The following is a 22,848-nucleotide window of genomic DNA, read 5'->3' as shown; positions in this document are numbered from 1 at the left end:
GGATGGGGGCCTAGTGTTTGCGTCCAAAATCAGGTGCATCATCATCCTGCCCCTGTTCGACAATTGATCGCCTGATATTACGGGTACGGGTGAACAAAGCCTCCAGCTGATCACCCTTGTCATAGCGGATTGCACGTTGCAACGCCGACAGATCTTCTGAAAAGCGTTGCAGCATTTCCAGCACTGCATCTTTGTTTGACAGGAATACGTCACGCCACATGACGGGGTCGCTGGCTGCGATGCGGGTAAAGTCCCGAAAACCACCGGCCGAATATTTGATCACTTCGCTTTGCGTGACGCCCTGCAGATCATCCGCTGTGCCCACGATGGTGTAGGCGATCAAATGTGGAAGGTGACTGGTAATAGCAAGAACCATGTCATGATGCCGTGCATCCATAACCTCAATTTCCGCACCAAGCCTTTGCCAAAAAGTCCGCAACGCCTCCACAGAGGCTTCTGGTGCGTTGTCGGCTGGTGTCAAGATGCACCAACGGCCCTTGAATAGCGTGGCAAAGCCCGCATCCGGTCCGCTCTTTTCGGTGCCGGCTACAGGATGAGCCGGGATGATTATCGCGCCGGGCAGAACGGCTGTCAACGCATCCGCCACGCTTTGCTTGCACGACCCCACATCACTGACGACGGCTCCGGCAGGAAGATCAGCAGCGAACTCTTCCGCCACCCCGCCCATCGCACCAACCGGGACGCATAAGATCACCAGATCGGCATCAATAACGGCCGCGCCTGGCGTATCTGTAACATCATCACAAATACCCAGCGCAATAGCGCGCGCGCGCACTTCTGAATCAGCATCGTAGCCCGTAATCCGTACAGCAGGCATATTCGCCTTTACCGCCCTTGCGATAGAAGAACCGATTAGGCCAAGGCCCATGATCGTCAGGCGGGCAAAAGGCAGCATCAGCTGTGCGGTTCCACTATCATCCGCAACGCATCAACCACGCCGCGATTTTCATCCTCGGTGCCAATGGTAATTCGCAAACCATTGCCTAGACCCTGTCCGGGCAACCAGCGGACAATATAGCCTGCATCCATCAGCCCTTTATAAGCCGTCTCCGCACTGACAGCCCCTTCGAACATGACCATCAGGAAATTGGCCCAGGACGGAACCGCTTTCAGACCATGGTTCGATAAACCGGCAATTTCGCCTGCCATCCATTCCCGTCCGATCCGGTTATACTCGCGGCTTTTGCTGACAAATTCAGCATCGCCCAACGCCGCTATTGCAGCCGCCTGCCCTGCTGCTGTTACATTGAACGGGGCACGGATGCGGTTCATCGTTTCGATCAAATGCGGTTGGCCGTAAGCCCAGCCAATCCGCTCTGCCGCCAGCCCGTAGATTTTTGAAAAAGTACGGGTAATAAGGATATTGCCATGGCGTCGCGCAAGGTCAAACGATGCCGGACCATCATTGTCAAGATATTCGCCATAGGCCTGATCAAGCACCAACAGACATTGTGCCGGTAATCCGGCGTGCAAGCGGGCAATCTCGTCATCGGTCGCGTAAGTTCCGGTGGGGTTGTTGGGATTGGCCACAAATACCACGCGGGTTTTGTCATTCACCAACGCCAATAAAGCATCAACGTCCGTTCCATAGTCCTTGTCTGGTGCGACAACCACAGTAGCGGCGCATTTCCGCGCGGCAATATCATAGACAGAAAAGCCATAGCGGACATAGATAATCTCGTCGCCGGCCCCGGCATAGCCCATAGCGGCCAGATTCAACAATTCATCCGACCCGGTACCGCACACGATCTGGTCACTTTCCAAACCATAATGCCCGCCCAATGCTTCCCGCAATGCGGTGCTGGCGGGGTCCGGGTAACGCGCCAAACTTGTTTGCGTCGCGACCAGCGCAGCTGTTGCATCGGGGCTGCATCCCAGCGGGTTTTCATTGGCCGATAATTTGATGAGAACGCGCCCATCATCGGACTTGGCTTTGCCGGGGGTGTAAGCGTGGATGGCATTGATCCACGGTTTGGCTTCAGGTTGGTTCATGCGCGTTGCCATAGACGGGGGGTGTTGTGCAATCAACCTGCGTGTTCATCCCGCGACTGACAGAAAGATGCCATCTTTTAAGGCGAATAGGACGCGGTAGACAATAGTGGATCAAGCGCGAATTCGCGCACCAGATGATCTAACAATGCGCGTGTCCGCGCTGAAACAAAGCGGCTGGATGGCAATATCGCATGAATGGGCATAGATTTCAATTCATGGTCGGGAAGAACAATTTCCAACGCCCCGCTCGCCAGCTCATCGTCGAAAAGCCAGCGGGCGTTTGCCGCAATACCGATGCCAGCCACGGCGGCCGCTCGCAATCCATGTGGGCTGTCTGTGCGGAAGTTGCCAGATACCATTGCGACATCGCCACTGGTAAATTGCCAACGGGCACCAGCACTCAACAATGTGTACGACATGCAATTATGGTGTCTCAAATCCGAGGGCGTGTCGGGTCGACCGTATCGGTCGAGATATGCAGGGGCCGCAACGATTATTCTGCGTGCCAAACCAATTTTGCGCGCCGTCAGCCTGCTATCCCCCAATTGTCCTACTCGGATGGCTAAATCGAGATTATCTGACACAAGGTTCAGTGCGTGGTCGGAAAGTTGCAGATCGATCTCCATTTTTGGGTGCAGTGTGAGAAAGCGGCCGATCATCGCTGTCATCCGGCTTTCCGCTAAACTGAGCGGGCAAGTCAGACGAACGATTCCTTGAATGTTGGCCACCAGCCCAACCAAAGATTCGGCTTCATCAATAGCTGCCAATGCTCGCAGAGCACCCTCATAAAACAGCATCCCATCTGCTGTCAGCGCCAGCGAACGTGTCGTTCGGCGGAATAATTGTGTCCCCAAATGGCGCTCAAGTGCAACGATCTGCTTTGAAATAGTGGATTGCGTGACCCCGACCTGACCAGCGGCTGCCGAAAAACTGCCGGCATTTGCAACAGCCACAAAGCTCCGCATCCAAATTGAAACCTCGTTCATAATGGTCGATCTTTCTGTCCTGTTTAACGGCTAAATGTCTTTCGAAAAGGGTTTATCTGAATTTCAGTTCGCTAAAAGGGTAAATTTGTACCCCATTCATGCATTTGGCGACTTAATGTAAGTCACCTGTCCCAATTGACTGTTTGGGGTAAGTGTTTAGAGTCGAGTGCGTTCTGGTGGAGAAGTAAAATGGAAATGCAGCAGGTCCGCTACTTCATTTCTGTGGCCAAGCTGCTCAACTTCACCCGGGCTGCCGAAGAATGCAATGTCACCCAACCGGCATTGACGCGGGCGATTAAATTGCTTGAATATGAATTGGGCGGCGATCTGATCCGTCGAGAGGGGCGACACACGCATTTAACGGATTTGGGAAACAAGATGTTGCCCATGTTACGGCAATGTCATGAAGCCGCTCTGGCTGCAAAATCTCTGGCTAAAGCCGTCAGCCAAGGCGATGTGTCGACTCTATCAATCGCAGTAGCGCGTTCCCTTGATTCAGCATTGGTTATGGGACCTTTGCAAGAAATGTATCCTGCATTTCCGGGCATTCAGATTAAGCTAAAGCGAGGAAGCGCATCAGAGATTGCAGCCATGCTCAAATCGGGTGAAGCCGATATTGCGCTAGGTGGTTCTTTAGGTGAAACCTGGGATCGACTTGAAGCCTGGCCCATGTTTTCTGAATCTTTCGGTTTGGTTGTCGGATCGGGGCATGCCCTGGCGATGCGTAATGATGTTGATCTTGACGTTGAACTGATCCGGGAGGAACAATTTTTGTTGTTCAGCGGGCTCGACCTCACTGAATATGAACGCGAACGTCTGGGCACCGCAGGCATAAATTTAAACAGTGCCCATGAAGTCGATTCTAGCCGTGATATGGAAGCTCTTCTGACTGCTGGCTTTGGTATAGCCTTGGCACCAACCCACGTCCTTCGGGCTGCAAATGTTCATTATCTCAAGCTTTCCACACTGGATTTAACGCGAACTGTCGCCGTTTACACGGTCGCCGGTCGCCCGCGCCCGCGCGAGGCTGGCGCCCTGCTCAACTTGCTCAGATGCACGGACTGGAGCTATCTTCATGCTCTGGGGGAAGCCGTGCATTAAGCGATAGATCGCCAAGCAAAGACGATAGTGTTCCCCGCAGCGCGTCTATATCCACCCTGTTTCGATAGTCGGGGTCGACATGCCGCATTTTGACCAGCCCATCCTGACCCACAACATAAGTCGATGGTATCTGTAGAAACCACCCATTGCTTGATTGATAGGAAGGTACGTTCCACCCGGTTCCGGCAATAAGAGCCGACATAGCATCATCGACATAGATCGCCAGATTGAGGCTCAGGACAGAGCCATTGTCGACATACGTCAGGAACGGGAAATTTGCCTCCGCTTCGAACTTCAGTTTGCGCGTAAACATTTGCGTTTCGGCAGAGATGGCAATAATTTGGGGGGCTTCATCCCGGCATCCATTTGGAAAAGCTCCGCCGCATTTAATCGACAATAAGCACACCAATGACCCCGTTGAAACGCAAACACAACCGGTCAGGTTGCAAACACTGAGTTTGCCGACAGATCGTCCTATAGAATGAACACCGGCATTTTTCGCCAACGTCTGGCACATTGTTTCCGGCAGTCGCCAAAAAAATAAATCAGCTTCGTCAGCGAATGAAGGGCTTAACGATCGAGCTTTTTGAGATATGAACCCCAATCGTTCAGCAAGGGTCGCATCGCGGTTGCAATCGCGAATTTCCTGAACTGCTTGTTCCATTGCTTCTGCTGTAGGAATGTACGGACTCGCGCGATTTTTGCGAGACGGACGATGGCTTTGGCTCGAACTGCGCCGGAATTGATCCAGCTCCAAAGCGAATTTGCACGTACCAAATTCACAACAGCGATCGCGGAATATTCGAAATTGACGCAATCAATGTTTCAGACAACGATCCAAATTTTCGAACCTTTGCAACAGCAGGCGATGACTGCCGCCCAAATCAAGGATCTGGTGAAAGACTGGATTTTAGGCGTATCCGGCCTGTACTAAACAAATGTTCGTTTCTGTCGTTAACCATATATGTCCAAAATTCCCATATGTTCGCCATTAGGGTTGTCGGGACAGTAGAAGAGATGGAGCGACAATATGCTAATCACCGCGACCGAAAAACCCGTTATGGATATCGTCGAAAGAAGGTCCAGTGAGCGACATGTTGCCGTGATGCTTATCGCCAAATTTTCTTGCCAAAACGCGCAGACAGTCTGTCGCATTAGAAATATTTCAGCGACAGGTGCGCGCATTGAAACAAATCTGGATGTGCAATTCGGACAATCCATGACTTTGGAGTTACGATCAGATCTTCGCATGACCGGAAAAATAATGTGGGTCAAAAATGGTAACGCCGGCATTCAATTTGATACGCCCATTGACGTAACCCGTTACCTGCTGCGTTCCGAAAGCAAAATTGACCGTATCAAGGCCAGAGCTCCACGATATGATTGTTTTGCAAACATCATGATTGTGACTGATAGCGGTTGCTATTCATGCACGATGCCCGACATAGGCCTTTCAGGCGCAGGCATTTCGGACATTCCAGCGCGCGCAAAATTACGTCCGGGGCATGTCGTTAAAATCATCGCCGATGGTATTTCGTCGCACCATGCCAGTGTGGCTTGGGTTGATGGTAACAAAGCCGGAATAAAATTTCGCCATCCGTTGAAATATACCGATTTGCAGGAATGGCTAATTGACTTTGCCAACCCGCAAATCTCTTATCTTTCATTGGACACTGGGCTTTCAACAAAACTCCCGACGCACTAGTGCGAGATATCCAGAACGTTAACGTCGAGATCGGGCACCTTGACGATTGATATTTAACCGAAAAAGAGGACTATCGCAGGTACCGCGATGCAACCATTCTTGAGAATGGCTAAATCTCAACAGCTTCGAGATAGTCACAAAAAAAGCCCCCGGAAGAGGCTTGTTTTGTGGTTGCGGGAGTAGGATTTGAACCTACGACCTTCAGGTTATGAGCCTGACGAGCTACCGGGCTGCTCCATCCCGCGCTACCAACAGAGCGACCAAAAGAAGGTCGATCAAAACGAAAAAAGGCGGACACTATCGAATGTCGACAGCGATCCGCCTTTTGAATTATGAATGGGTTTATCCAATGCACTTGTCTGCGAGCGCCGGCTGCAATGCCTGGCGACGCCCTACTCTTCCAACGCTTAAGCGGTAGTACCATCGGCGCAGTTTGGTTTCACGGCCGAGTTCGGGATGGGATCGGGTGGGTCACAAACGCTATGGTCACCAAGCAATGAAGCAGGCGCTCACAATCAAGTGAAATTGGGTTATAATCGATGCCCGTGCAGGGAAAAATAGTATCTGGTGTGACTTAATCATCCGCCATCGACATACTGAGCTAGTCAGCACTGTCATTGATGGTGGGACTTCAAGCGCGAAAAGAGTAATTAGGATTGGTTAGCTTCACGCATTACTGCGCTTCCACACCCAACCTATCAACGTAGTGGTCTACTACGACTCGATGAAATCTAATCTCGAGGGAGGCTTCCCGCTTAGATGCTTTCAGCGGTTATCCCGTCCATACATAGCTACCCTGCTGCGCGGCTGGCGCCACGACAGGTACACCAGAGGTATGTTCAACCCGGTCCTCTCGTACTAGGGTCAACTCCTCTCAAATTTCGACGCCCACGGCAGATAGGGACCAAACTGTCTCGCGACGTTCTGAACCCAGCTCACGTACCACTTTAATTGGCGAACAGCCAAACCCTTGGGACCTGCTCCAGCCCCAGGATGTGATGAGCCGACATCGAGGTGCCAAACGATTCCGTCGATATGAGCTCTTGGGAATCATCAGCCTGTTATCCCCGGCGTACCTTTTATCCGTTGAGCGATGGCCCTTCCACGAGGGACCACCGGATCACTATGACCGACTTTCGTCTCTGCTCGACTCGTCAGTCTCGCAGTCAGGCAGGCTTATGCCATTGCACTCTAACAGACGGTTTCCAACCGTCCTGAGCCTACCATCGCGCGCCTCCGTTACTCTTTAGGAGGCGACCGCCCCAGTCAAACTACCCGCCACAGAGGGTCCCTGCACCGGATAACGGTGCGAGGTTAGACATCAGAAAACAACAGGGTGGTATTTCACATTTCGGCTCCACTCGGACTGGCGCCCAAGTTTCAAAGCCTCCCACCTATTCTACACAGTTCTTTCCTAATGCCACTCTGAAGCTGCAGTAAAGGTGCACGGGGTCTTTCCGTCTAACCGCGGGTACTCCGCATCTTCACGGAGAATTCAATTTCGCTGAGCATATCCTGGAGACAGTGGGGAAGTCGTTACGCCATTCGTGCAGGTCGGAACTTACCCGACAAGGAATTTCGCTACCTTAGGACCGTTATAGTTACGGCCGCCGTTTACTGGGGCTTCAATTCGGAGCTTGCACTCCTCCTCTTAACCTTCCAGCACCGGGCAGGCGTCAGACCCTATACGTCGTCTTGAAGCCGACTTAGCAGAGTCCTGTGTTTTTGCTAAACAGTCGCTACCCCCTGGCCTGTGCCCCCTCATACTGCTTGCGCAATGTGAGGGCCTCCTTCTTCCGAAGGTACGGAGGCAATTTGCCGAGTTCCTTCAGGATACTTCTCTCAAACGCCTTGGTATACTCTACCTGACCACCTGTGTCGGTTTCGGGTACGGTCTATACGGTGGGGCTATTTCCTGGAACCTCTTCGAAGCCAGTTCAATCCAATAAGAACTGACAACTCACGAGATCCGTCACACACCACCAGGCCCACGAATATTAACGTGGTTCCCATCGACTACCCCCTTCGGGCTCGTCTTAGGGGCCGGCTTACCCTGCTCAGATTAGCTTTAAGCAGGAACCCTTGGTCTTTCGGCGGGAGGGTGTCTCACCCTCCTATCGCTACTCATGTCTGCATTCGCACTTCCGATACCTCCACGACCCATTACCAGATCGCTTCATCGGCCTACGGAACGCTCCGCTACCGCATGCAATAAATTGCACACCCTAAGCTTCGGTACATATCTTTAGCCCCGTTACATTTTCGCCGCAGGATCTCTTATTTAGACCAGTGAGCTGTTACGCTTTCTTTAAAGGATGGCTGCTTCTAAGCCAACCTCCTGGTTGTTTTGGAAATCCCACATGCTTCACCACTTAGATATGATTTGGGGACCTTAGCTGTAGGTTAGGGCTGTTTCCCTTTTGACGACGGACCTTAGCACCCGCCGTCTGTCTCCCGGACTAACTCGATGGTATTCGGAGTTTGGTTAGAATTGGTAGATCTCGCGACCCCCGCATCCATCCAGTGCTCTACCCCCATCGGAAAACATCCGAGGCACTACCTCAATAGTTTTCGCGGAGAACCAGCTATTTCCCGGCTTGATTGGCCTTTCACCCCTAAGCACAACTCATCCGACAATTTTTCAACATTGAACGGTTCGGTCCTCCAGTGCGTGTTACCGCACCTTCAACCTGGTCATGCATAGATCGCCGGGTTTCGGGTCTAATGCATCATACTCAGTCGCCCTATTCAGACTCGCTTTCGCTACGCCTACACCTAACGGCTTAAGCTTGCATGATACATTAAGTCACAGACCCATTATACAAGAGGTACGCTGTCACCCCATAAAGAGGCTCCAACTGATTGTAAGCATTCGGTTTCAGGTACTGTTTCACTCCCCTCATCGGGGTGCTTTTCACCTTTCCCTCACGGTACTAGTTCGCTATCGGTCATATACGAGTATTTAGGCTTAGAGGGTGGTCCCCCTATATTCAGACAGGATTACACGTGTCCCGCCCTACTCAAGTCCTGATGTTTCATTTTCGCATACGGGGCTGTCACCCACTATGGCGCTACTTTCCAGAAGCTTTTGCTAATTAAACACCAGGCACTGGCCTGGTCCGCGTTCGCTCGCCACTACTAACGGAATCTCGGTTGATGTCTTTTCCTCCGGGTACTGAGATGTTTCAGTTCTCCGGGTTCGCTTCACTAAGCCTATTTTATTCAGCTAAGTGATATCCTTCCTATTTAACTCCAACACTGATTACTCAGCATTAAAATTAAATAGTGAGGATGGGTTTCCCCATTCGGAAATCGTGGGATCAAAGCCTGCTCACGGCTCCCCCACGCTTATCGCAGCGTGCCACGTCCTTCATCGCCTGTATATGCCAAGGCATTCACCAAATGCTCTTACCTCACGCTTGAGAGTCCACACCACCAATGACAATGCTGCATGATCCGAGGATCAAACATATCATCACGTGCAATGCGGATAATTATTATCTCAGCCAGATAATCTATTTTGATTTGTAACAGCACGTTAAACGCAAGCGTCCAACATGCCGCCACGGCATCGATTAAAAAACCCATTCACAATGTCAAAGAACGGCGGCAAATCCGCCAAATCCGCTGCGTTAACAGCGAAAACTGTTGTCTTCATCTCTGGAAATACAAAATGGTGGAGCTTAACGGGTTCGAACCGTTGACCCCCTGCTTGCAAAGCAGGTGCTCTACCAGCTGAGCTAAAGCCCCCGCACCATATTTGGTCAGATTGGTGGGCCGAGTAGGAGTTGAACCTACGACCTCACGCTTATCAGGCGTGCGCTCTAACCACCTGAGCTACCGGCCCCAACCGCGCCATAACTGACCCATAAGGGCCGCAGGCGGCGTAAGGCCAGCTCAGGCTTCACTCTCCGTCAAGAGAGTGTTTCCAGGATGAAGGGACATGAGGACGGCGGCAATGTTCTTTGGAATGGAGGAAGCTCTTCTGGAAGCAAGTTCCAGCGCTTTCCGCCGATATCCTTAGAAAGGAGGTGATCCAGCCGCAGGTTCCCCTACGGCTACCTTGTTACGACTTCACCCCAGTCGCTAAACCCACCGTGGTCGCCTGCCTCCTATTGCTAGGTTAGCGCAACGCCTTCGGGTGAATCCAACTCCCATGGTGTGACGGGCGGTGTGTACAAGGCCTGGGAACGTATTCACCGCGGCATGCTGATCCGCGATTACTAGCGATTCCGCCTTCATGCTCTCGAGTTGCAGAGAACAATCCGAACTGAGACGGTTTTTGGAGATTAGCTACCGGTCGCCCGGTTGCTGCCCACTGTCACCGCCATTGTAGCACGTGTGTAGCCCAGCGTGTAAGGGCCATGAGGACTTGACGTCATCCCCACCTTCCTCCGGCTTATCACCGGCAGTTTCCTTAGAGTGCCCAACTGAATGATGGCAACTAAGGACGAGGGTTGCGCTCGTTGCGGGACTTAACCCAACATCTCACGACACGAGCTGACGACAGCCATGCAGCACCTGTCACTAATCCAGCCGAACTGAAGGAATCCATCTCTGGAATCCGCGATTAGGATGTCAAACGCTGGTAAGGTTCTGCGCGTTGCTTCGAATTAAACCACATGCTCCACCGCTTGTGCAGGCCCCCGTCAATTCCTTTGAGTTTTAATCTTGCGACCGTACTCCCCAGGCGGATAACTTAATGCGTTAGCTGCGCCACTCAAGCTCGTAGAGCCCGAACAGCTAGTTATCATCGTTTACGGCGTGGACTACCAGGGTATCTAATCCTGTTTGCTCCCCACGCTTTCGTACCTCAGCGTCAATACTTGTCCAGTGAGTCGCCTTCGCCACTGGTGTTCTTCCGAATATCTACGAATTTCACCTCTACACTCGGAATTCCACTCACCTCTCCAAGATTCTAGTTATCTAGTTTCAAGGGCAGTTCTGGAGTTGAGCTCCAGGCTTTCACCCCTGACTTGAATAACCGCCTACGTACGCTTTACGCCCAGTAATTCCGAACAACGCTAGCTCCCTCCGTATTACCGCGGCTGCTGGCACGGAGTTAGCCGGAGCTTATTCTCCAGGTACTGTCATTATCATCCCTGGTAAAAGAGCTTTACAACCCTAAGGCCTTCATCACTCACGCGGCATTGCTGGATCAGGCTTTCGCCCATTGTCCAATATTCCCCACTGCTGCCTCCCGTAGGAGTCTGGGCCGTGTCTCAGTCCCAGTGTGGCTGATCATCCTCTCAGACCAGCTAAGGATCGTCGCCTTGGTGCGCTTTTACCACACCAACTAGCTAATCCTACGCGGGCTCGTCCTTTGCCGATAAATCTTTGGTCTTTCGACATCATACGGTATTAGCACAAATTTCTCTGAGTTATTCCGTAGCAAAGGGTAGATTCCCACGCGTTACGCACCCGTGCGCCACTAGACCCGAAGGTCTCGTTCGACTTGCATGTGTTAAGCATGCCGCCAGCGTTCGTTCTGAGCCAGGATCAAACTCTCAAGTTTGATTCACAATCATAACAACCGATTGGAAAACCGATTGATACGACCGAATCCAAGGATCCGGGCTGCACAATTATCAATTACTATATGGATATATGCGTAAAGGACATATGTGCAGTCGGCGTATTTGGTAACCCGAACACCCTGCGCCTTGAAGCCGCAGGATCCGGGGCCGCCGCCCACATGTCCCTTCATCTAAAATCACAATGTCAAAGAGCCAAACCGACAAAAAAGCGGACACCTATGGTTCCCTGATATTGCTACCAGAGGAGTAGGTGACCTATTTGTTGGCGACCGAACCGCGGAAACGCTTGCTTCCCGTCCGGTGAGAGGGCCTCTAAAGGGGTCATCTGATTCCGTCAACAGCCTTTTGCAATTTTATTTCAATTATTTTGCAATGCCGCAGAAATTCGAGGTTTTGGTAAACATTTGGCCCTATTGCGACGGACATGGATATTGGGTCGCCACTTGGAAACACAACCAACGAAGACTTCGGAACGCGCGTGAAGTCCGCAGTTTTCTGGCGTTCTGGCACACAGATTCTGTCGCAATTGGTGAGCTGGGGTGCGACCCTGGCGGTTATTCGAATCCTTGAACCCAAAGACTATGGGCTGTTTGCGATGACTTCTGTGGTCCTCGTTTTTTTGAATTTTCTAAATGGCTATGGCTTCGTTTCGGCCCTGATTCAGTCGGAAAAGGTCGAGCCGATTCGGATTCGGCAGGCTTTTGGCATGCTGATTCTTCTGAATGCAGGCCTCGCCGCCATCCAATTCTTCGCCGTCGCACCCCTTGCGGCGGCCTATTATGAAGAATCGGTCGTTGGCGAGATGCTGCGATGGCAGTCACTTATCTATCTATCGACGCCTTTCCTGATTCTCCCCGAAGCCATGCTGACCCGGAATTTGGATTTCAAAAAGCCGGCGATCGTGAACCTTACGTCCGCATTTGTCGGCGCGGCTATCGCCTTGGGGATGGCCTTTAACGGCTATGGCGTATGGACACTTGTCTTCGCGCCTATCGCTATTTTCTGGACGCGGGCGATTGCGCTGATGATTGCGACCCGATTCTGGGTCCGCCCCAGCTTCGACTTTACCGGCGCAGGATCGATATTCAGCTTCGGCACCATGATGCTGGTCGCCCACGGTTTCTGGATCGTCCAAAGCCAGTGCGATATCTTCATCGCCGGACGCGCCTTCGATAACCACGATCTGGGTCTATATGCCGAAGCCTTGTTTTTGACCCAAGTCTTTGCCGCCAAATTCGTTCCACCCCTGAACGAGGTTGCCTTTCCAGCTTATGCCCGACTCCAAAATGACCGGGCGGCACTTTCTGCAGGTTTCCTTAAGGCAGTACGCCTGATCATGCTGATATCCTGCCCGCTCTATCTCGGCATGGCGGTCACAGCGCAGCCGCTGGTCGATGTGGTGATGGGTCCCAAATGGACGGAGGCCGCACCGCTTGTTGCGATTCTCGCGCTGGCGATGCCGGTGATGACGCTGCACATATTATTTGCACCCGCCTTAAATGCGCTGGGTTTGCCGAATATCGTGGTCCGCAATTCGCTCTTCGGCGCACTGTTGATGCCGAGCGTCTATCTGTTCGCGGTCCAATATGGTGCCGATGGCTTGGCCTGGGGATGGCTGGTCGCGTTTCCGATTCTTCTTGTGTTCACCATCTACCAGGCGCGGCCCCATATCGGCTTTGGCATCGCCGGTCTGGTCAGTGCGGTTTTGCCGGGCCTGGCCGCAGCGACCGCGATGGCGGGACTCGTGTGGACGCTGGACCATTTTGTCCTGACCACGCTGTGGCCCGATGTGCCCGCCCTGCTCCATCTGGCCGCGCTCGCGGCTGCGGGCGGGATCGTTTATACCGCCATTCTCTGGTTCGGAGCGCGGGCGACCTTCATGGAAGTCGTCGACCTGCTCGTTAAACGCAAGCCGCCCGAACCCGCTATGCCTTGAGCAGGCCGATTTCGATCAGCCGTTCTTTCAGATAATCGTCCGCAAGAATCGGATCGGGATAGCGATTCGGATTATCCGCGCTGATGCATTGCGGCAGCGTCGCGATGGGGAAGTCCGATCGGGCGTGCAGGAAATAGGGCATCGAATAGCGGCTGAAGCGTGACCGTTCGCCCGACGGATTGACCACGCGGTGGGTCGTCGAGGGCAACACATGGTTGGTCAACCGCTGCAACATATCACCGACATTGACCGCGAGACCGCCTTCAGGCGGGGATACGTCCATCCAACTACCATCGGGGCGCAGGATCTGCAGCCCGGCTTCTTCTGCGCCCAGCAACAAGGTAATCAGATTGATATCCTCATGCGCGCCGGCGCGTATGCAACCTTCTGCGTCGCCCACAATGGGTGGATAGTGCAAAAGGCGCAAAATCGAATTGCCGTCCGCAATGGCCGAATCGAACCAGTCCGCAGGCAATTCGAGATAACGGGCAATCGAGGACAGGATTCGCGCACCGACCTTGTCCATTTCGGCATAGAGAGTTTCAAACGTTTCTTTGAATTCGGGAACAGGTGGCCAGACATTGGGCAGCATAGATGTGGCGAGCGGGCTGGGCGGGTCCATCGTCCGGCCGACATGCCAGAATTCTTTCAGGTCATGAAATTCGGCGCCCTTGGCAATTTCCGTCTTGAACGGCGTATATCCCCGTTGCCCTGCGAGCGCCTTGTCATAGCCGCCCATCTTTTCCGATTCGGGCAGTTCGAACAGCTCTTTGGTCAGGGCCCAGGCTTTGGCAACCAGCGCGGGGTCAAGGCCATGGTCAACAACAGTCGCAAATCCATAGGTCTTGAAGGAATCACCAAGCTGCTGGCCAAGGGCATCAGCGTCGTCGTGGCGCAGTGAAATAATAGGCATCATACTCATATCCATGCAAATAGCCCTTGACCTAAAGCGTGGCCAGCGAAATTGACTTTGATCAAACAGGAGCTTTTGCATGAAAAAACAATATTGGCTGATGAAGTCGGAACCCGACGTTTATAGCTATGATGATCTGGTGTCCGAAGGCGAAGGCACATGGGATGGTGTCCGCAATTATAGCGCCGCGATCCACCTGCGAACAATGAAGGTCGGCGACGAAGCGTTTTTCTACCATAGCAATATTGGCCTCGAAATCGTCGGTATCATTACCATCAGTCAGGAGCATTTCATCGATCCGACCGATGAAAAGGCCCGTTTTGTCGCCGTCAACGTAAAACCCGTCCGCAAAATCGCGCACACAGTCACCTTGAAAGCTATCAAGGCCAACCCCCGATTGGCGGCGATGGAGTTGATACGACAATCGCGCCTTTCGGTAGCGCCCGTCCGGCCGGCGGAGTGGAAAGAGATACTGAAAATGGCTGGCGAATGACACATCCACGGATCGCAATATTGAGTCCGATACCGGAATATGAGGAAGATTGGTCGCATATCAAATCCGACTATGCGCGGCTATTTGGTCCCGAAACGGCTTTCATTGACTGGACCAAGGCCGAAGCTCTGGCAGGCTATGACCTTGTCACACCCTTATTGGCGTGGGGATATCAACGCGATTGTCAGCGCTGGTTTGCATTGCTTGACCGGCTTGAAACGGAGGATATCAACCTCTCCAATCCGGTTCGAATCTTACGCTGGAATAGCGACAAAGCCTATTTAGCCGAGCTGGAAACAGCGGGCATTTCATGCGTCCCCACCCTAGCCGCCGAAGCGCTTGATGCTGCATCGCTTGAAACTGCCCGTGGCATTTTCGGGACGGATTTACTTGTTATCAAACCCCCCATTTCAGGTGGGGCGGATGGTACATTCCGCCTGGCCAAAAGTTCGGCAGTTCCGGATTCGACGTTCGGCCGGCGCATGATGATACAGCCCTATTTGCCCGCCATTGCCGCCGAGGGGGAGTATTCGCTATTCTATTTCAATGGCCAGTTCAGCCATTCCATCATCAAGCGCCCGGCCAAAGGTGATTTTCGCGTGCAGGACCAATTTGGTGGCCACGAAGCCGATATCGCCGCCCCGGATCAAGCAAGGACATTGGCCGTGGCTGCCCTCGCAGCAGCCTCGGAGATTACCGATACCGACTCCCTTGCTTATGCGCGCGTCGATATGGTCCGGGATGATACCGGGACGTTTAGATTGATGGAATTGGAACTGATCGAGCCATCGCTGTTTTTGCGTTTCGCCAAGGACAATGGTGCAGCCTTTGCCGCCGCCATTATATCTAAAATCTAGCTCAACCTATAGTCGGCAGTCACTTCGCCACAGGTGCGCAATTCTTCTTCATGGCCGATTTCCCGCCAGCTTTCGGTCAGCGCCTCTTTTTCCCATGCAAGCATAGGCGCAAGGGCCAACATATGGTCAACCCAAGACTGGCCGGCCCTCCCCACATCCAGGCCATAAGTCCGAACGCGAAAAGCAACCGGGGCAAAAAAGGCATCTGCTGCCGTAAACTGCCCGCCACCCAGAAAAGGCCCGCCAAAACAATCCAACCCTTGAACCCAAATTTCCCGAATGCGGGCTACATCGCGTTTCAGCGCATCAGACATCGGTTTGGGTTTCACCCGAACGCCGACATTCATTGTGCAGTCGTTGCGAAGCGCTGAAAATCCACCATGCATTTCGCTGACTGCACACATCGCCCATGCCCGCGCTGCCTCGTCAGATGGCCAAATCCCGGCATGACGGTCGGCCAGATATAAGGTGATACCAAGCGAATCATAAATCGTGCGCTGCCCGTCAAGCAGCACCGGTACCTGTCCCGTCGGCGAAAATGCGCGAAAGGCGTCGTAATTACTGGTCGCGCCAAAGGGTTCCAGCCGGTCTTCAAACGGGATGCCCAGCATGTGCATCAAGACCCATGGCCGAAGGCTCCAACTTGAATAATTGCGGTTAGCCGTAATCAATGTGTAGGTCATGTTCACCTCAGGGTTGCGCGTCTTCGGACAATGGCGCAGGCAAGGCGACATCATCAAGGTCAAGCCAACGCGATTCGGTGCGTTGATGGTAGCTGTCGATGACCGCGAACGGAATGCGGAAAGGCCGACCCCAATTGCTGTTCCACATGACGACTGCTCCAGTTTGTGTAGCCGGTTCAAATATCATCGTCGCACGATAACCGTCGACCGCTCCAGAATGCCCGGCAAGACGCACTCCATCATAGGTGAAGCTACGCCAGCCCAAACCGTATTTTGCATTGCTGTTGACCGCCCGCAGCAGACCTCCATATAGTCTGGCGGTGTCTACACGCGGCGAGTGTGTGATCTTTAGCACCGAAGCAGACAGCACATCTCGTCGCAGCCCCATCGACGCCTGCATCCAGCGCGCAAAATCCACAATATTGCTATTCACGCCCGCTGCGGCCGGAACGCGCCAATATGTCTCTCGCACTGGACGGACAGATTGGCCATTATGTGGCCGCGCCCATGATTTTGATTGCACCAAACCCGCCATGCCATAACTGGCGCTAGTCATGCCTAAAGGCAGAAAGAGACGTTCACTCACACTGTCCGGAAAGGCTCGCTGCGCCGCCTTTCCCAATATTTCACTCGCCGTGTCAAATGCGACATTCTGATAACTATAGCATGTTCCTGGTTCGCATTGCAGAGGGGCAGTCTCCAATTCACCCCTTAAAGTACCTGGGCTTTGCCCTTCCTCCAGTTTTTCGTCATAAGCGTTTTTCGTAAGGCCGGTTTGATGGGCCAATAACTGCCCCAATGATATCCGATTCTCGGCACCACCCGGCAAACGCAAGGATGTCTCCCAACTCGCAACGGGCAGTTTCAAGTCGACAACACCCTCGTTCGCCAATGTTGCAGCAAGGGCTCCAGTGACCGTTTTGGATACGGATGCCCAGCGAAAAACCGTTGCAGTAGTTACCGGAGCATTGGTTTTATGATCGGTAACGCCATAAGTTCGCACAAAGCGCAGCTCGCCGTCCTCAACAACCGCAACAGCAAGGCCAGCCATTTCCGGCCGCTTTGCCAATTCTGCAAACTGCCGGTCAAGTTTTTGATAGTCGATCCGGCCATGCCATTCATCTGGCGAATCGGGCAGATCGCCCAACTTTTTCCCAGAGATAGCCGAAATTATCGCTATTTGCCTATCATCAGTCAGGCCCCGAAAGCTAAGCCAGACTGCCAAACCTATAAGGGATAGCGCCATCAGCGCCCAAAGTTTCCGCCGCATTTTTTCGGTTAAACCGCCACCAGATATTTTGCAGACGTTTTTGCGGCCACTTCTCGCTCAGTGACGCCGGGTGCCAATTCGATCAGGTTAAAGGGTGAGCTATGGTCAGGGCGTTGGAACACTGCAAGATCGGTTATGATCATGTCGACTACATTTTTGCCTGTAAGGGGCAAGGTGCAACTCGGGATGAATTTCGGGCTACCGTCCTTGGCATTATGCTCCATCACGACGATGATCTTCTTCACCCCCGCGACCAGATCCATGGCACCGCCCATACCCTTGATCATCTTCCCGGGAATCATCCAGTTGGCGATGTCGCCGTTTTCGGCAACTTCCATCGCCCCCAATACGGTCAGGTCGATATGTCCGCCGCGGATCATCGCGAAACTGGCCGCGCTGTCGAAATAGGCGGTTTGCGGCAATTCACTGATCGTCTGCTTACCTGCGTTGATCAGGTCGGCATCCTCTTCGCCTGCAAAGGGGAAAGGACCGATCCCCAGCATGCCGTTTTCGGACTGCAGCGTCACCTCCATATCCGCAGGGACATGGTTCGCCACCAGCGTCGGAATACCGATGCCGAGATTCACATAATATCCATCGCGCAGTTCCTGTGCAGCGCGGGCGGCCATTTCATCGCGGGTCCAGCTCAATGTATCAGTCCATCTTTTTCAGTGGTGGGGATTTCGGTAATAATGTCATTAGGGCGCGCCCGTCCGGCGTCGGCGCCTTCCCAAATGCGGGCCAGTGCTTCCACCTCGGACTTGCCGCTCATGGCGCGGGCTCCCATTTGGTTTCGGCCGAAAATATCTCGTCATAGCTGCCACGGATCGACGGACCGTACACGGGATTGGAAAAGAGGAACCAGCCATTGCCCCAAAGCGCCGCGATGGCGGGGTGCGTTGCCAGTTTCTTGCGGTCTGCAACCGAAAGCCCCTTGGCGTTAAATGCATTGGCAAAGTCACCCAACTGGTCGCCCGCCAGCGCCACGACACAGTAATTGGCTGCGATAGTCGACCGACGGGCGTCCTTGTTCGAACCGGTCGTATCATCACCCATCAGGAAAAGCGTTTCGCCATGCTTGAATTCACCGAGGCCAGCGGCGCGCAGCGTATCCTCCGTGCCTTTGGCATTGGCCGATGTCCGGTTGGTGTTAGCGATAATCGTCACGCCCGCATCGCGCATTATGTTGAGTGCCTCGATCGCACCTGGCATGGCCAGCGCTTTTCCGGCCCCGCTTTTTTCCCATGCATTCCAGATGGCGGGATCGAAATCCTTGCCCTGTTCAGCCATGAAACGCATCGCGCCCACATTCCAGATCAGCGTTTCGTCCGCATCGAATACCGCCGCCAGAGGCTTGGTGCCGCAACTGTCAAAACGCGGCGCATCGGGCGTTGAGCCGTCGGCCAGCACAACCTGCGTCTTGATTGCGCGGTTCAACGCCTTCGCCCGGACAAATTGCGCAATTTCCCTGTACGTCTGGTCCGACGCAATCGTTCCTTCGGCCGAACCATAGAGCCATTGCTGTCCTGTGGGGGGTAATGTGGGTGTGGGCTTTTCGCCAATCTGTGTTGCTACAGCTTCCTTGATGAGAACCGGTGCAGTAACTTGTTCAACCTGCGTCGCGCATCCGGCGAGCGCCAGAGTGGCCATAGAGAGTGTCAAATATCTGCTCATATGACCAGCTCCTTTGACTTTCGCGCATTTGCCGAAAGCCGGGGCCACGCCCGCCAAGTTCCGACCGTGTAAGCCAGCCCATAGCCAAGCACGATCAACGACGACCAGATATTGAACGGCGACCGCAATTGCGGCAAGATCAAAGCAGGGATGATGAACAATCCCCGCAACAGGTAGATTGCAGCGATTACAATCAGGGCCGTTCGAAGCAGAGGCAAGCGGCCAATTTGGCCTGCCCCGGAAAAGCCATAGGCTGCCCAAATAAATAATATCATGGAAATCGCAGCAGTGATCATGGCAGGTTTCCATAAACCTGCCTCGGCTGCTCTCGCCATCTCTTCACCTGCCCCAAAAAAACGATACCAATCACCGCCGCCTATTATACAGCCTATGTGGAGCAGCGCAGCAGCCGCACTCAACAACCCCGCGATGGCGAGCAGTTTTTGACCGTCCTGCATTAAGCAGGCTCCCTTTCGCGTACCGTCCGGAACTCGATCTTCTTGTCATATGGCGCGCCAATGATCATACGCTGAACATAGACACCCGGCAGGTGGATAGAGTCGGGATCAAGGCTGCCCACGGGAACCACTTCCTCAACCTCTACCACGCAAACCTTGCCGCAGGTTGCGGCGGGCAAGTTGAAATTGCGCGCCGTCTTACGAAAGACGAGGTTGCCGCTTTCGTCGGCTTTCCAAGCCTTGACCAGAGCGAGATCGGCAAAAATTCCGCGCTCGAGAATATATTCCTCGCCGCCAAATTCTTTGACCTCTTTACCTTCGGCCACGAGCGTGCCGACGCCGGTCTTCGTATAAAATCCGGGAATGCCCGCGCCGCCCGCACGCATCCGTTCGGCAAGCGTGCCTTGCGGACAGAATTCAACCTCAAGCTCACCGGCTAGATATTGCCGCTCAAACTCTTTATTCTCGCCCACATAAGACGAAATCATCTTCTTCACCTGCTTTGTACGCAGAAGCTTGCCGATGCCTTCATTATCGATACCGGCATTGTTTGACACAAAGGTCAGGCCGGTTACCCCGCTGTCGCGCACCGCATCAAGCAGCCTTTCGGGCAATCCGCAGAGACCGAAACCCCCGCTCGCAATCAAGATGTCGTTTTTCAAAAGGCCATCGAGCGCCGAAGCCGCGTCGGGGAAAAGTTTTTTCGCCATGAAATGCTCCAGTAATGTGGGAGAGACGGAACGCTATATCGCCTAGCCGCCAACCGGACCAAAGGTCAACGCCAATAGCGCACCAAGTTCGTCCAACGCCTGCTCGCCGCTGGTAACCTTGATGGCAACCATGCCGAGTTGAGCGGCGGGTTTGCAGTTGATGCCCAGGTCATCGAGATAGATACAGGCTGACGGTTCGACAGCCAACGCCGCGCACATCATTTTGTAAATACGCGGATCGGGCTTGCGGACACCAGCCTTCGAGCTTTCGATAACATGGTCGAAACGGGCCATAATCGATCCCACCGCCCGCGCCTTATCTCCATCAGTGGCCATGCCCGCGCCGTGTCCGGCCCGCACATTATTGGTGATGCACCCCAGCGTCAGCCCTTTGCGCTTCAGCTGGTCGAGTGCATCCACCATCGCGGGACGGACATCACCTGCGAGGCAGGCAATCACTGACGCTCCGTCAAGGCTATATCCCAAGGCCTCTGCCTCCTGCCGGAACAGCGCATCAAACATCTCGGCGTCAATTTCGGCACGCTCGAATTTTGCCCAGGCATTGGTGTCGGGATCGGTCGAATTGACCTTGCGGACAAAATCGCGGGGCAAGCCGCGCTCGGCCTCCATCCGGTTGAACGCCTCAAAAGGGGAAGAGGTGATGACCCCGCCGAAATCGAATATAACCGTACTATATGCCATAGACCCTCTTACGCGACGGTCGTGCCAAAAAGCGACCCGATGGCGGCAGTTGCGGCCATGGCAAAGGCACCCCAGAAGGTCACGCGCAAAACCGCTTTGCCAATGGGCGCCCCGCCTGCTTTTGCTCCGATCGCGCCCAAAAGTGCGAGAAACAGCAAGGCCGCGATGGACACCGACCAGCTAAGGAAGGCGGCCGGCGATAAGGGCACCATGGCGAGAGGGAGCGCGGCGCCGACAGCAAAGGACCCTGCTGAGGCAAGCGCGGCCTGCACCGGGCGAGCGGCTGTGTGTGTTGCCATGCCCAGCTCGTCGCGCAAATGGGTGGCGAGTGAGTCATGCGCGGTCAGCTTGTCGGCAACCAGTTCGGCCAGGGCACGATCAAGGCCCCGTGCTTCGTAAATGCCGACCAGTTCCTCCCGTTCTTTTTCCGGAATGGTTTCGAGCTCCAGCTTCTCCCGGGCACGGTCAGCGCTTTCGGTATCGGCCTGCGAGCTGACGGACACATATTCACCAGCCGCCATCGACATGGCTCCTGCGACCAACCCCGCGATGCCGGTTAACAACACATTGGCGGGACTTGCCTGCGCCGCCGCGACGCCGACGATCAGGCTGGCGGTCGAGACAATGCCGTCATTGGCGCCCAGCACCGATGCACGGAGCCAACCGATACGGTCGATCAAATGGGCTTCCTTGTGCCTCGGCATGTGACCGGTTCCTTTTCAATAGTTGAGTTTCAGACCCGGCCTTGCCCACCGTGTCTTGACCAGCCGGCCGCTGCCCGAAAGGCAGATATAGGCGTCGCGCATATCTTCACCGCCGAACGCGATATTGGTGGTGAAGATGTCGTCTGTAGCCACAAATTCGACCAGTTCGCCCTCCGGCGAAATCACGCTGATCCCGCATTCGCCGATGGTCGCGACGCATATATTGCCATTGGCTTCCATGCCGAGGCTATCGAAAAACTTATAACCCGCCGGGCGATATACAGGGATGCCCGGTCCGCCCGGTCCCGCATCCGCCGCAACCTTGCCGGGGGCGGTAATGTTGAACTTCATCAGGCGGCATGTGTAGGTTTCGGCCGCGTAAAGCGTCTTGCCGTCGGGCGAGAGCCCCACGCCATTGGGATTGTTCGACGGGAAAACCACTTCTTCCAGATGGCTGCCGTCGGCCTTTGCATAAAAGATGCCGACAATGTCATGGCACCGTTTGGCATAATCGACCTTGCCATGGTCGGTGAACCAAAAGCCGCCATGTTCGTCGAAGACTATATCATTGGGGCCACGCAAAATACATCCATGATCGCCGGTTTTATAGAGTGTTTCAACGGTACCGGTGTCGAGATCGATACGTTCGATCCGGCCACCGGAATAATCATGCGCGATGCCATGTGGAACGAGAAAACCATTGCTATCAAGATATTCAAAACCGCCATTGTTGCAGCAATATAGCTTACCGTCCGGCCCCAAAGCCAGGCCATTTGGCCCTCCCCCGGTTTTTGCAACGACGGATCTGGTCCCGTCAGGCCGCAGCCGGGTGATTTGGCCTAATGCGATTTCGACTAATATTACGCTGCCGTCGGGCATGATAACTGGCCCTTCCGGGAAGCGCAGCCCATCCGCCACCAATTCAAAATCCGCCATATTCTCTCTCCTCTTGCACGAAGACTGCGTGCCTGTTTTTCTTTGGGCCTGCGCTGACATAGATCATGCCATATTGGAAGTTTTTTGACACATTTTGATGTCGATCAACGACTAACGCCTAAGATCGGCTAAAGTTGCCTGACACCGCCGACTCACCCGAGTGGCTACAG

21 protein-coding genes, 3 tRNA genes and 3 rRNA genes are annotated in these 22,848 nt (G+C 53.9%); 6 read left to right on the top strand and 21 right to left on the bottom strand.

The window, feature by feature from the left end; translation table 11 throughout:
* Positions 1 to 10: 10 nt before the first annotated feature.
* The 3 genes from EUU23_RS13255 to EUU23_RS13245 all read right to left on the bottom strand — a co-directional run bounded on the left by EUU23_RS13255 (position 11) and on the right by EUU23_RS13245 (position 2,999).
* Positions 11 to 916 (bottom strand): prephenate/arogenate dehydrogenase family protein, encoded by a 906-nt coding sequence (locus tag EUU23_RS13255; RefSeq protein WP_160354533.1) that lies wholly within the window; start codon positions 914 to 916, stop codon positions 11 to 13.
* On the bottom strand, positions 916 to 2,025 hold the full coding sequence (gene hisC / locus EUU23_RS13250; RefSeq protein ID WP_160354532.1) for a histidinol-phosphate transaminase: 1,110 nt from the start codon (positions 2,023 to 2,025) through the stop codon (positions 916 to 918). The genes EUU23_RS13255 and hisC overlap by 1 nt, the downstream gene beginning before the upstream one ends.
* A gap of 65 nt (positions 2,026 to 2,090) precedes the next feature.
* The gene (locus tag EUU23_RS13245; protein WP_160354531.1) at positions 2,091 to 2,999 is read right to left on the bottom strand and encodes a LysR family transcriptional regulator; all 909 of its coding nucleotides are present in this window, start codon (positions 2,997 to 2,999) and stop codon (positions 2,091 to 2,093) included.
* Positions 3,000 to 3,188: 189 nt separating this feature from the next.
* Here EUU23_RS13245 and EUU23_RS13240 point away from each other — a divergent pair, with 189 nt between their 5' ends.
* Positions 3,189 to 4,100 (top strand): LysR family transcriptional regulator, encoded by a 912-nt coding sequence (locus EUU23_RS13240; protein ID WP_343032733.1) that lies wholly within the window; start codon positions 3,189 to 3,191, stop codon positions 4,098 to 4,100.
* On the opposite strand, the gene EUU23_RS13235 is transcribed toward EUU23_RS13240, so the two are convergent.
* A complete protein-coding gene (locus EUU23_RS13235) occupies positions 4,048 to 4,413 on the bottom strand; it encodes a thioredoxin domain-containing protein (protein WP_160354529.1) in 366 nt (121 codons plus the stop codon). The two genes, EUU23_RS13240 and EUU23_RS13235, sit on opposite strands and share 53 nt — an antisense overlap.
* A gap of 408 nt (positions 4,414 to 4,821) precedes the next feature.
* On the opposite strand from EUU23_RS13235, the gene EUU23_RS13230 reads away from it, so the two are divergent.
* Both EUU23_RS13230 and EUU23_RS13225 read left to right on the top strand, forming a co-directional pair.
* A complete protein-coding gene (locus tag EUU23_RS13230; RefSeq protein WP_218939612.1) occupies positions 4,822 to 5,034 on the top strand; it encodes a phasin family protein in 213 nt (70 codons plus the stop codon).
* Positions 5,035 to 5,130: 96 nt separating this feature from the next.
* Positions 5,131 to 5,805, top strand: coding sequence for a PilZ domain-containing protein (locus tag EUU23_RS13225; protein WP_160354527.1), 675 nt, complete (start codon positions 5,131 to 5,133; stop codon positions 5,803 to 5,805).
* A 168-nt stretch (positions 5,806 to 5,973) separates the two neighbouring features.
* Here EUU23_RS13225 and EUU23_RS13220 read toward each other — a convergent pair.
* The 6 genes from EUU23_RS13220 to EUU23_RS13195 form a co-directional block, all read right to left on the bottom strand.
* A tRNA-Met gene (locus EUU23_RS13220) sits at positions 5,974 to 6,050 on the bottom strand.
* A 134-nt stretch (positions 6,051 to 6,184) separates the two neighbouring features.
* A 5S ribosomal RNA gene (gene rrf / locus EUU23_RS13215) occupies positions 6,185 to 6,299 on the bottom strand.
* 136 nt (positions 6,300 to 6,435) lie between these two features.
* Positions 6,436 to 9,227, bottom strand: a 23S ribosomal RNA gene (locus EUU23_RS13210).
* A gap of 252 nt (positions 9,228 to 9,479) precedes the next feature.
* A tRNA-Ala gene (locus EUU23_RS13205) sits at positions 9,480 to 9,555 on the bottom strand.
* A 20-nt stretch (positions 9,556 to 9,575) separates the two neighbouring features.
* Positions 9,576 to 9,652: transfer RNA gene (locus tag EUU23_RS13200), tRNA-Ile, on the bottom strand.
* 177 nt (positions 9,653 to 9,829) lie between these two features.
* A 16S ribosomal RNA gene (locus tag EUU23_RS13195) occupies positions 9,830 to 11,320 on the bottom strand.
* The 16S, 23S and 5S rRNA genes sit together here with 3 tRNA genes alongside, the layout of an rRNA operon.
* A gap of 446 nt (positions 11,321 to 11,766) precedes the next feature.
* Here EUU23_RS13195 and EUU23_RS13190 point away from each other — a divergent pair.
* The gene (locus EUU23_RS13190) at positions 11,767 to 13,278 is read left to right on the top strand and encodes a lipopolysaccharide biosynthesis protein (RefSeq protein WP_160354526.1); all 1,512 of its coding nucleotides are present in this window, start codon (positions 11,767 to 11,769) and stop codon (positions 13,276 to 13,278) included.
* Here EUU23_RS13190 and EUU23_RS13185 read toward each other — a convergent pair.
* Complete coding sequence (locus EUU23_RS13185) at positions 13,268 to 14,206, bottom strand: isopenicillin N synthase family dioxygenase (protein WP_160354525.1); 939 nt, start codon at positions 14,204 to 14,206, stop codon at positions 13,268 to 13,270. The genes EUU23_RS13190 and EUU23_RS13185 overlap by 11 nt on opposite strands.
* 64 nt (positions 14,207 to 14,270) lie before the next feature.
* On the opposite strand from EUU23_RS13185, the gene EUU23_RS13180 reads away from it, so the two are divergent.
* Positions 14,271 to 14,684 carry an EVE domain-containing protein gene (locus EUU23_RS13180; RefSeq protein WP_160354524.1) on the top strand — a complete coding sequence of 138 codons (414 nt, stop codon included), beginning with the start codon at positions 14,271 to 14,273 and terminating at the stop codon, positions 14,682 to 14,684.
* Positions 14,681 to 15,541: an ATP-grasp domain-containing protein gene (locus EUU23_RS13175; protein WP_160354523.1), complete on the top strand. Its 861-nt coding sequence runs from the start codon at positions 14,681 to 14,683 to the stop codon at positions 15,539 to 15,541. Before EUU23_RS13180 ends, EUU23_RS13175 begins: the two co-directional genes overlap by 4 nt.
* Here the strand turns inward: EUU23_RS13175 and EUU23_RS13170 are convergent.
* From EUU23_RS13170 to EUU23_RS13130, 10 genes are read right to left on the bottom strand one after another with little or no spacing between them, the layout of a single operon-like run.
* Complete coding sequence (locus EUU23_RS13170; protein WP_160354766.1) at positions 15,538 to 16,224, bottom strand: glutathione S-transferase family protein; 687 nt, start codon at positions 16,222 to 16,224, stop codon at positions 15,538 to 15,540. The two genes, EUU23_RS13175 and EUU23_RS13170, sit on opposite strands and share 4 nt — an antisense overlap.
* Positions 16,225 to 16,231: 7 nt before the next feature.
* Positions 16,232 to 17,494: a serine hydrolase domain-containing protein gene (locus tag EUU23_RS13165; RefSeq protein WP_246156456.1), complete on the bottom strand. Its 1,263-nt coding sequence runs from the start codon at positions 17,492 to 17,494 to the stop codon at positions 16,232 to 16,234.
* A gap of 8 nt (positions 17,495 to 17,502) precedes the next feature.
* Entirely contained in the window at positions 17,503 to 18,144 is a 642-nt protein-coding gene (locus tag EUU23_RS13160) for a CoA transferase subunit B (protein ID WP_160354522.1), read from the bottom strand.
* Positions 18,141 to 18,266 (bottom strand): hypothetical protein, encoded by a 126-nt coding sequence (locus EUU23_RS14315; protein WP_281346892.1) that lies wholly within the window; start codon positions 18,264 to 18,266, stop codon positions 18,141 to 18,143. The genes EUU23_RS13160 and EUU23_RS14315 overlap by 4 nt, the downstream gene beginning before the upstream one ends.
* Complete coding sequence (locus EUU23_RS13155; RefSeq protein ID WP_160354521.1) at positions 18,263 to 19,168, bottom strand: 5'-nucleotidase, lipoprotein e(P4) family; 906 nt, start codon at positions 19,166 to 19,168, stop codon at positions 18,263 to 18,265. Before EUU23_RS13155 ends, EUU23_RS14315 begins: the two co-directional genes overlap by 4 nt.
* A complete protein-coding gene (locus EUU23_RS13150; protein ID WP_160354520.1) occupies positions 19,165 to 19,626 on the bottom strand; it encodes a hypothetical protein in 462 nt (153 codons plus the stop codon). Before EUU23_RS13150 ends, EUU23_RS13155 begins: the two co-directional genes overlap by 4 nt.
* Positions 19,626 to 20,336, bottom strand: a complete 711-nt coding sequence (locus EUU23_RS13145) for a CoA transferase subunit A (protein ID WP_160354519.1) — start codon at positions 20,334 to 20,336, stop codon at positions 19,626 to 19,628. The genes EUU23_RS13150 and EUU23_RS13145 overlap by 1 nt, the downstream gene beginning before the upstream one ends.
* A 42-nt stretch (positions 20,337 to 20,378) precedes the next feature.
* Positions 20,379 to 21,038, bottom strand: coding sequence for an HAD-IA family hydrolase (locus tag EUU23_RS13140; protein WP_160354518.1), 660 nt, complete (start codon positions 21,036 to 21,038; stop codon positions 20,379 to 20,381).
* Positions 21,039 to 21,046: 8 nt separating this feature from the next.
* The gene (locus EUU23_RS13135; protein WP_160354517.1) at positions 21,047 to 21,742 is read right to left on the bottom strand and encodes a VIT1/CCC1 transporter family protein; all 696 of its coding nucleotides are present in this window, start codon (positions 21,740 to 21,742) and stop codon (positions 21,047 to 21,049) included.
* Between the two features lie 15 nt (positions 21,743 to 21,757).
* Positions 21,758 to 22,678, bottom strand: coding sequence for an SMP-30/gluconolactonase/LRE family protein (locus EUU23_RS13130; RefSeq protein WP_160354516.1), 921 nt, complete (start codon positions 22,676 to 22,678; stop codon positions 21,758 to 21,760).
* Positions 22,679 to 22,848 lie beyond the last annotated feature (170 nt).

Origin of the sequence: Sphingorhabdus profundilacus (assembly GCF_009769755.1) — a bacterium.
Lineage (GTDB): Bacteria > Pseudomonadota > Alphaproteobacteria > Sphingomonadales > Sphingomonadaceae > Sphingorhabdus_B > Sphingorhabdus_B profundilacus.
The sequence above is the reverse complement of the archived record's forward strand: the minus strand, read 5'-3'. Positions and strand labels throughout refer to the sequence as shown.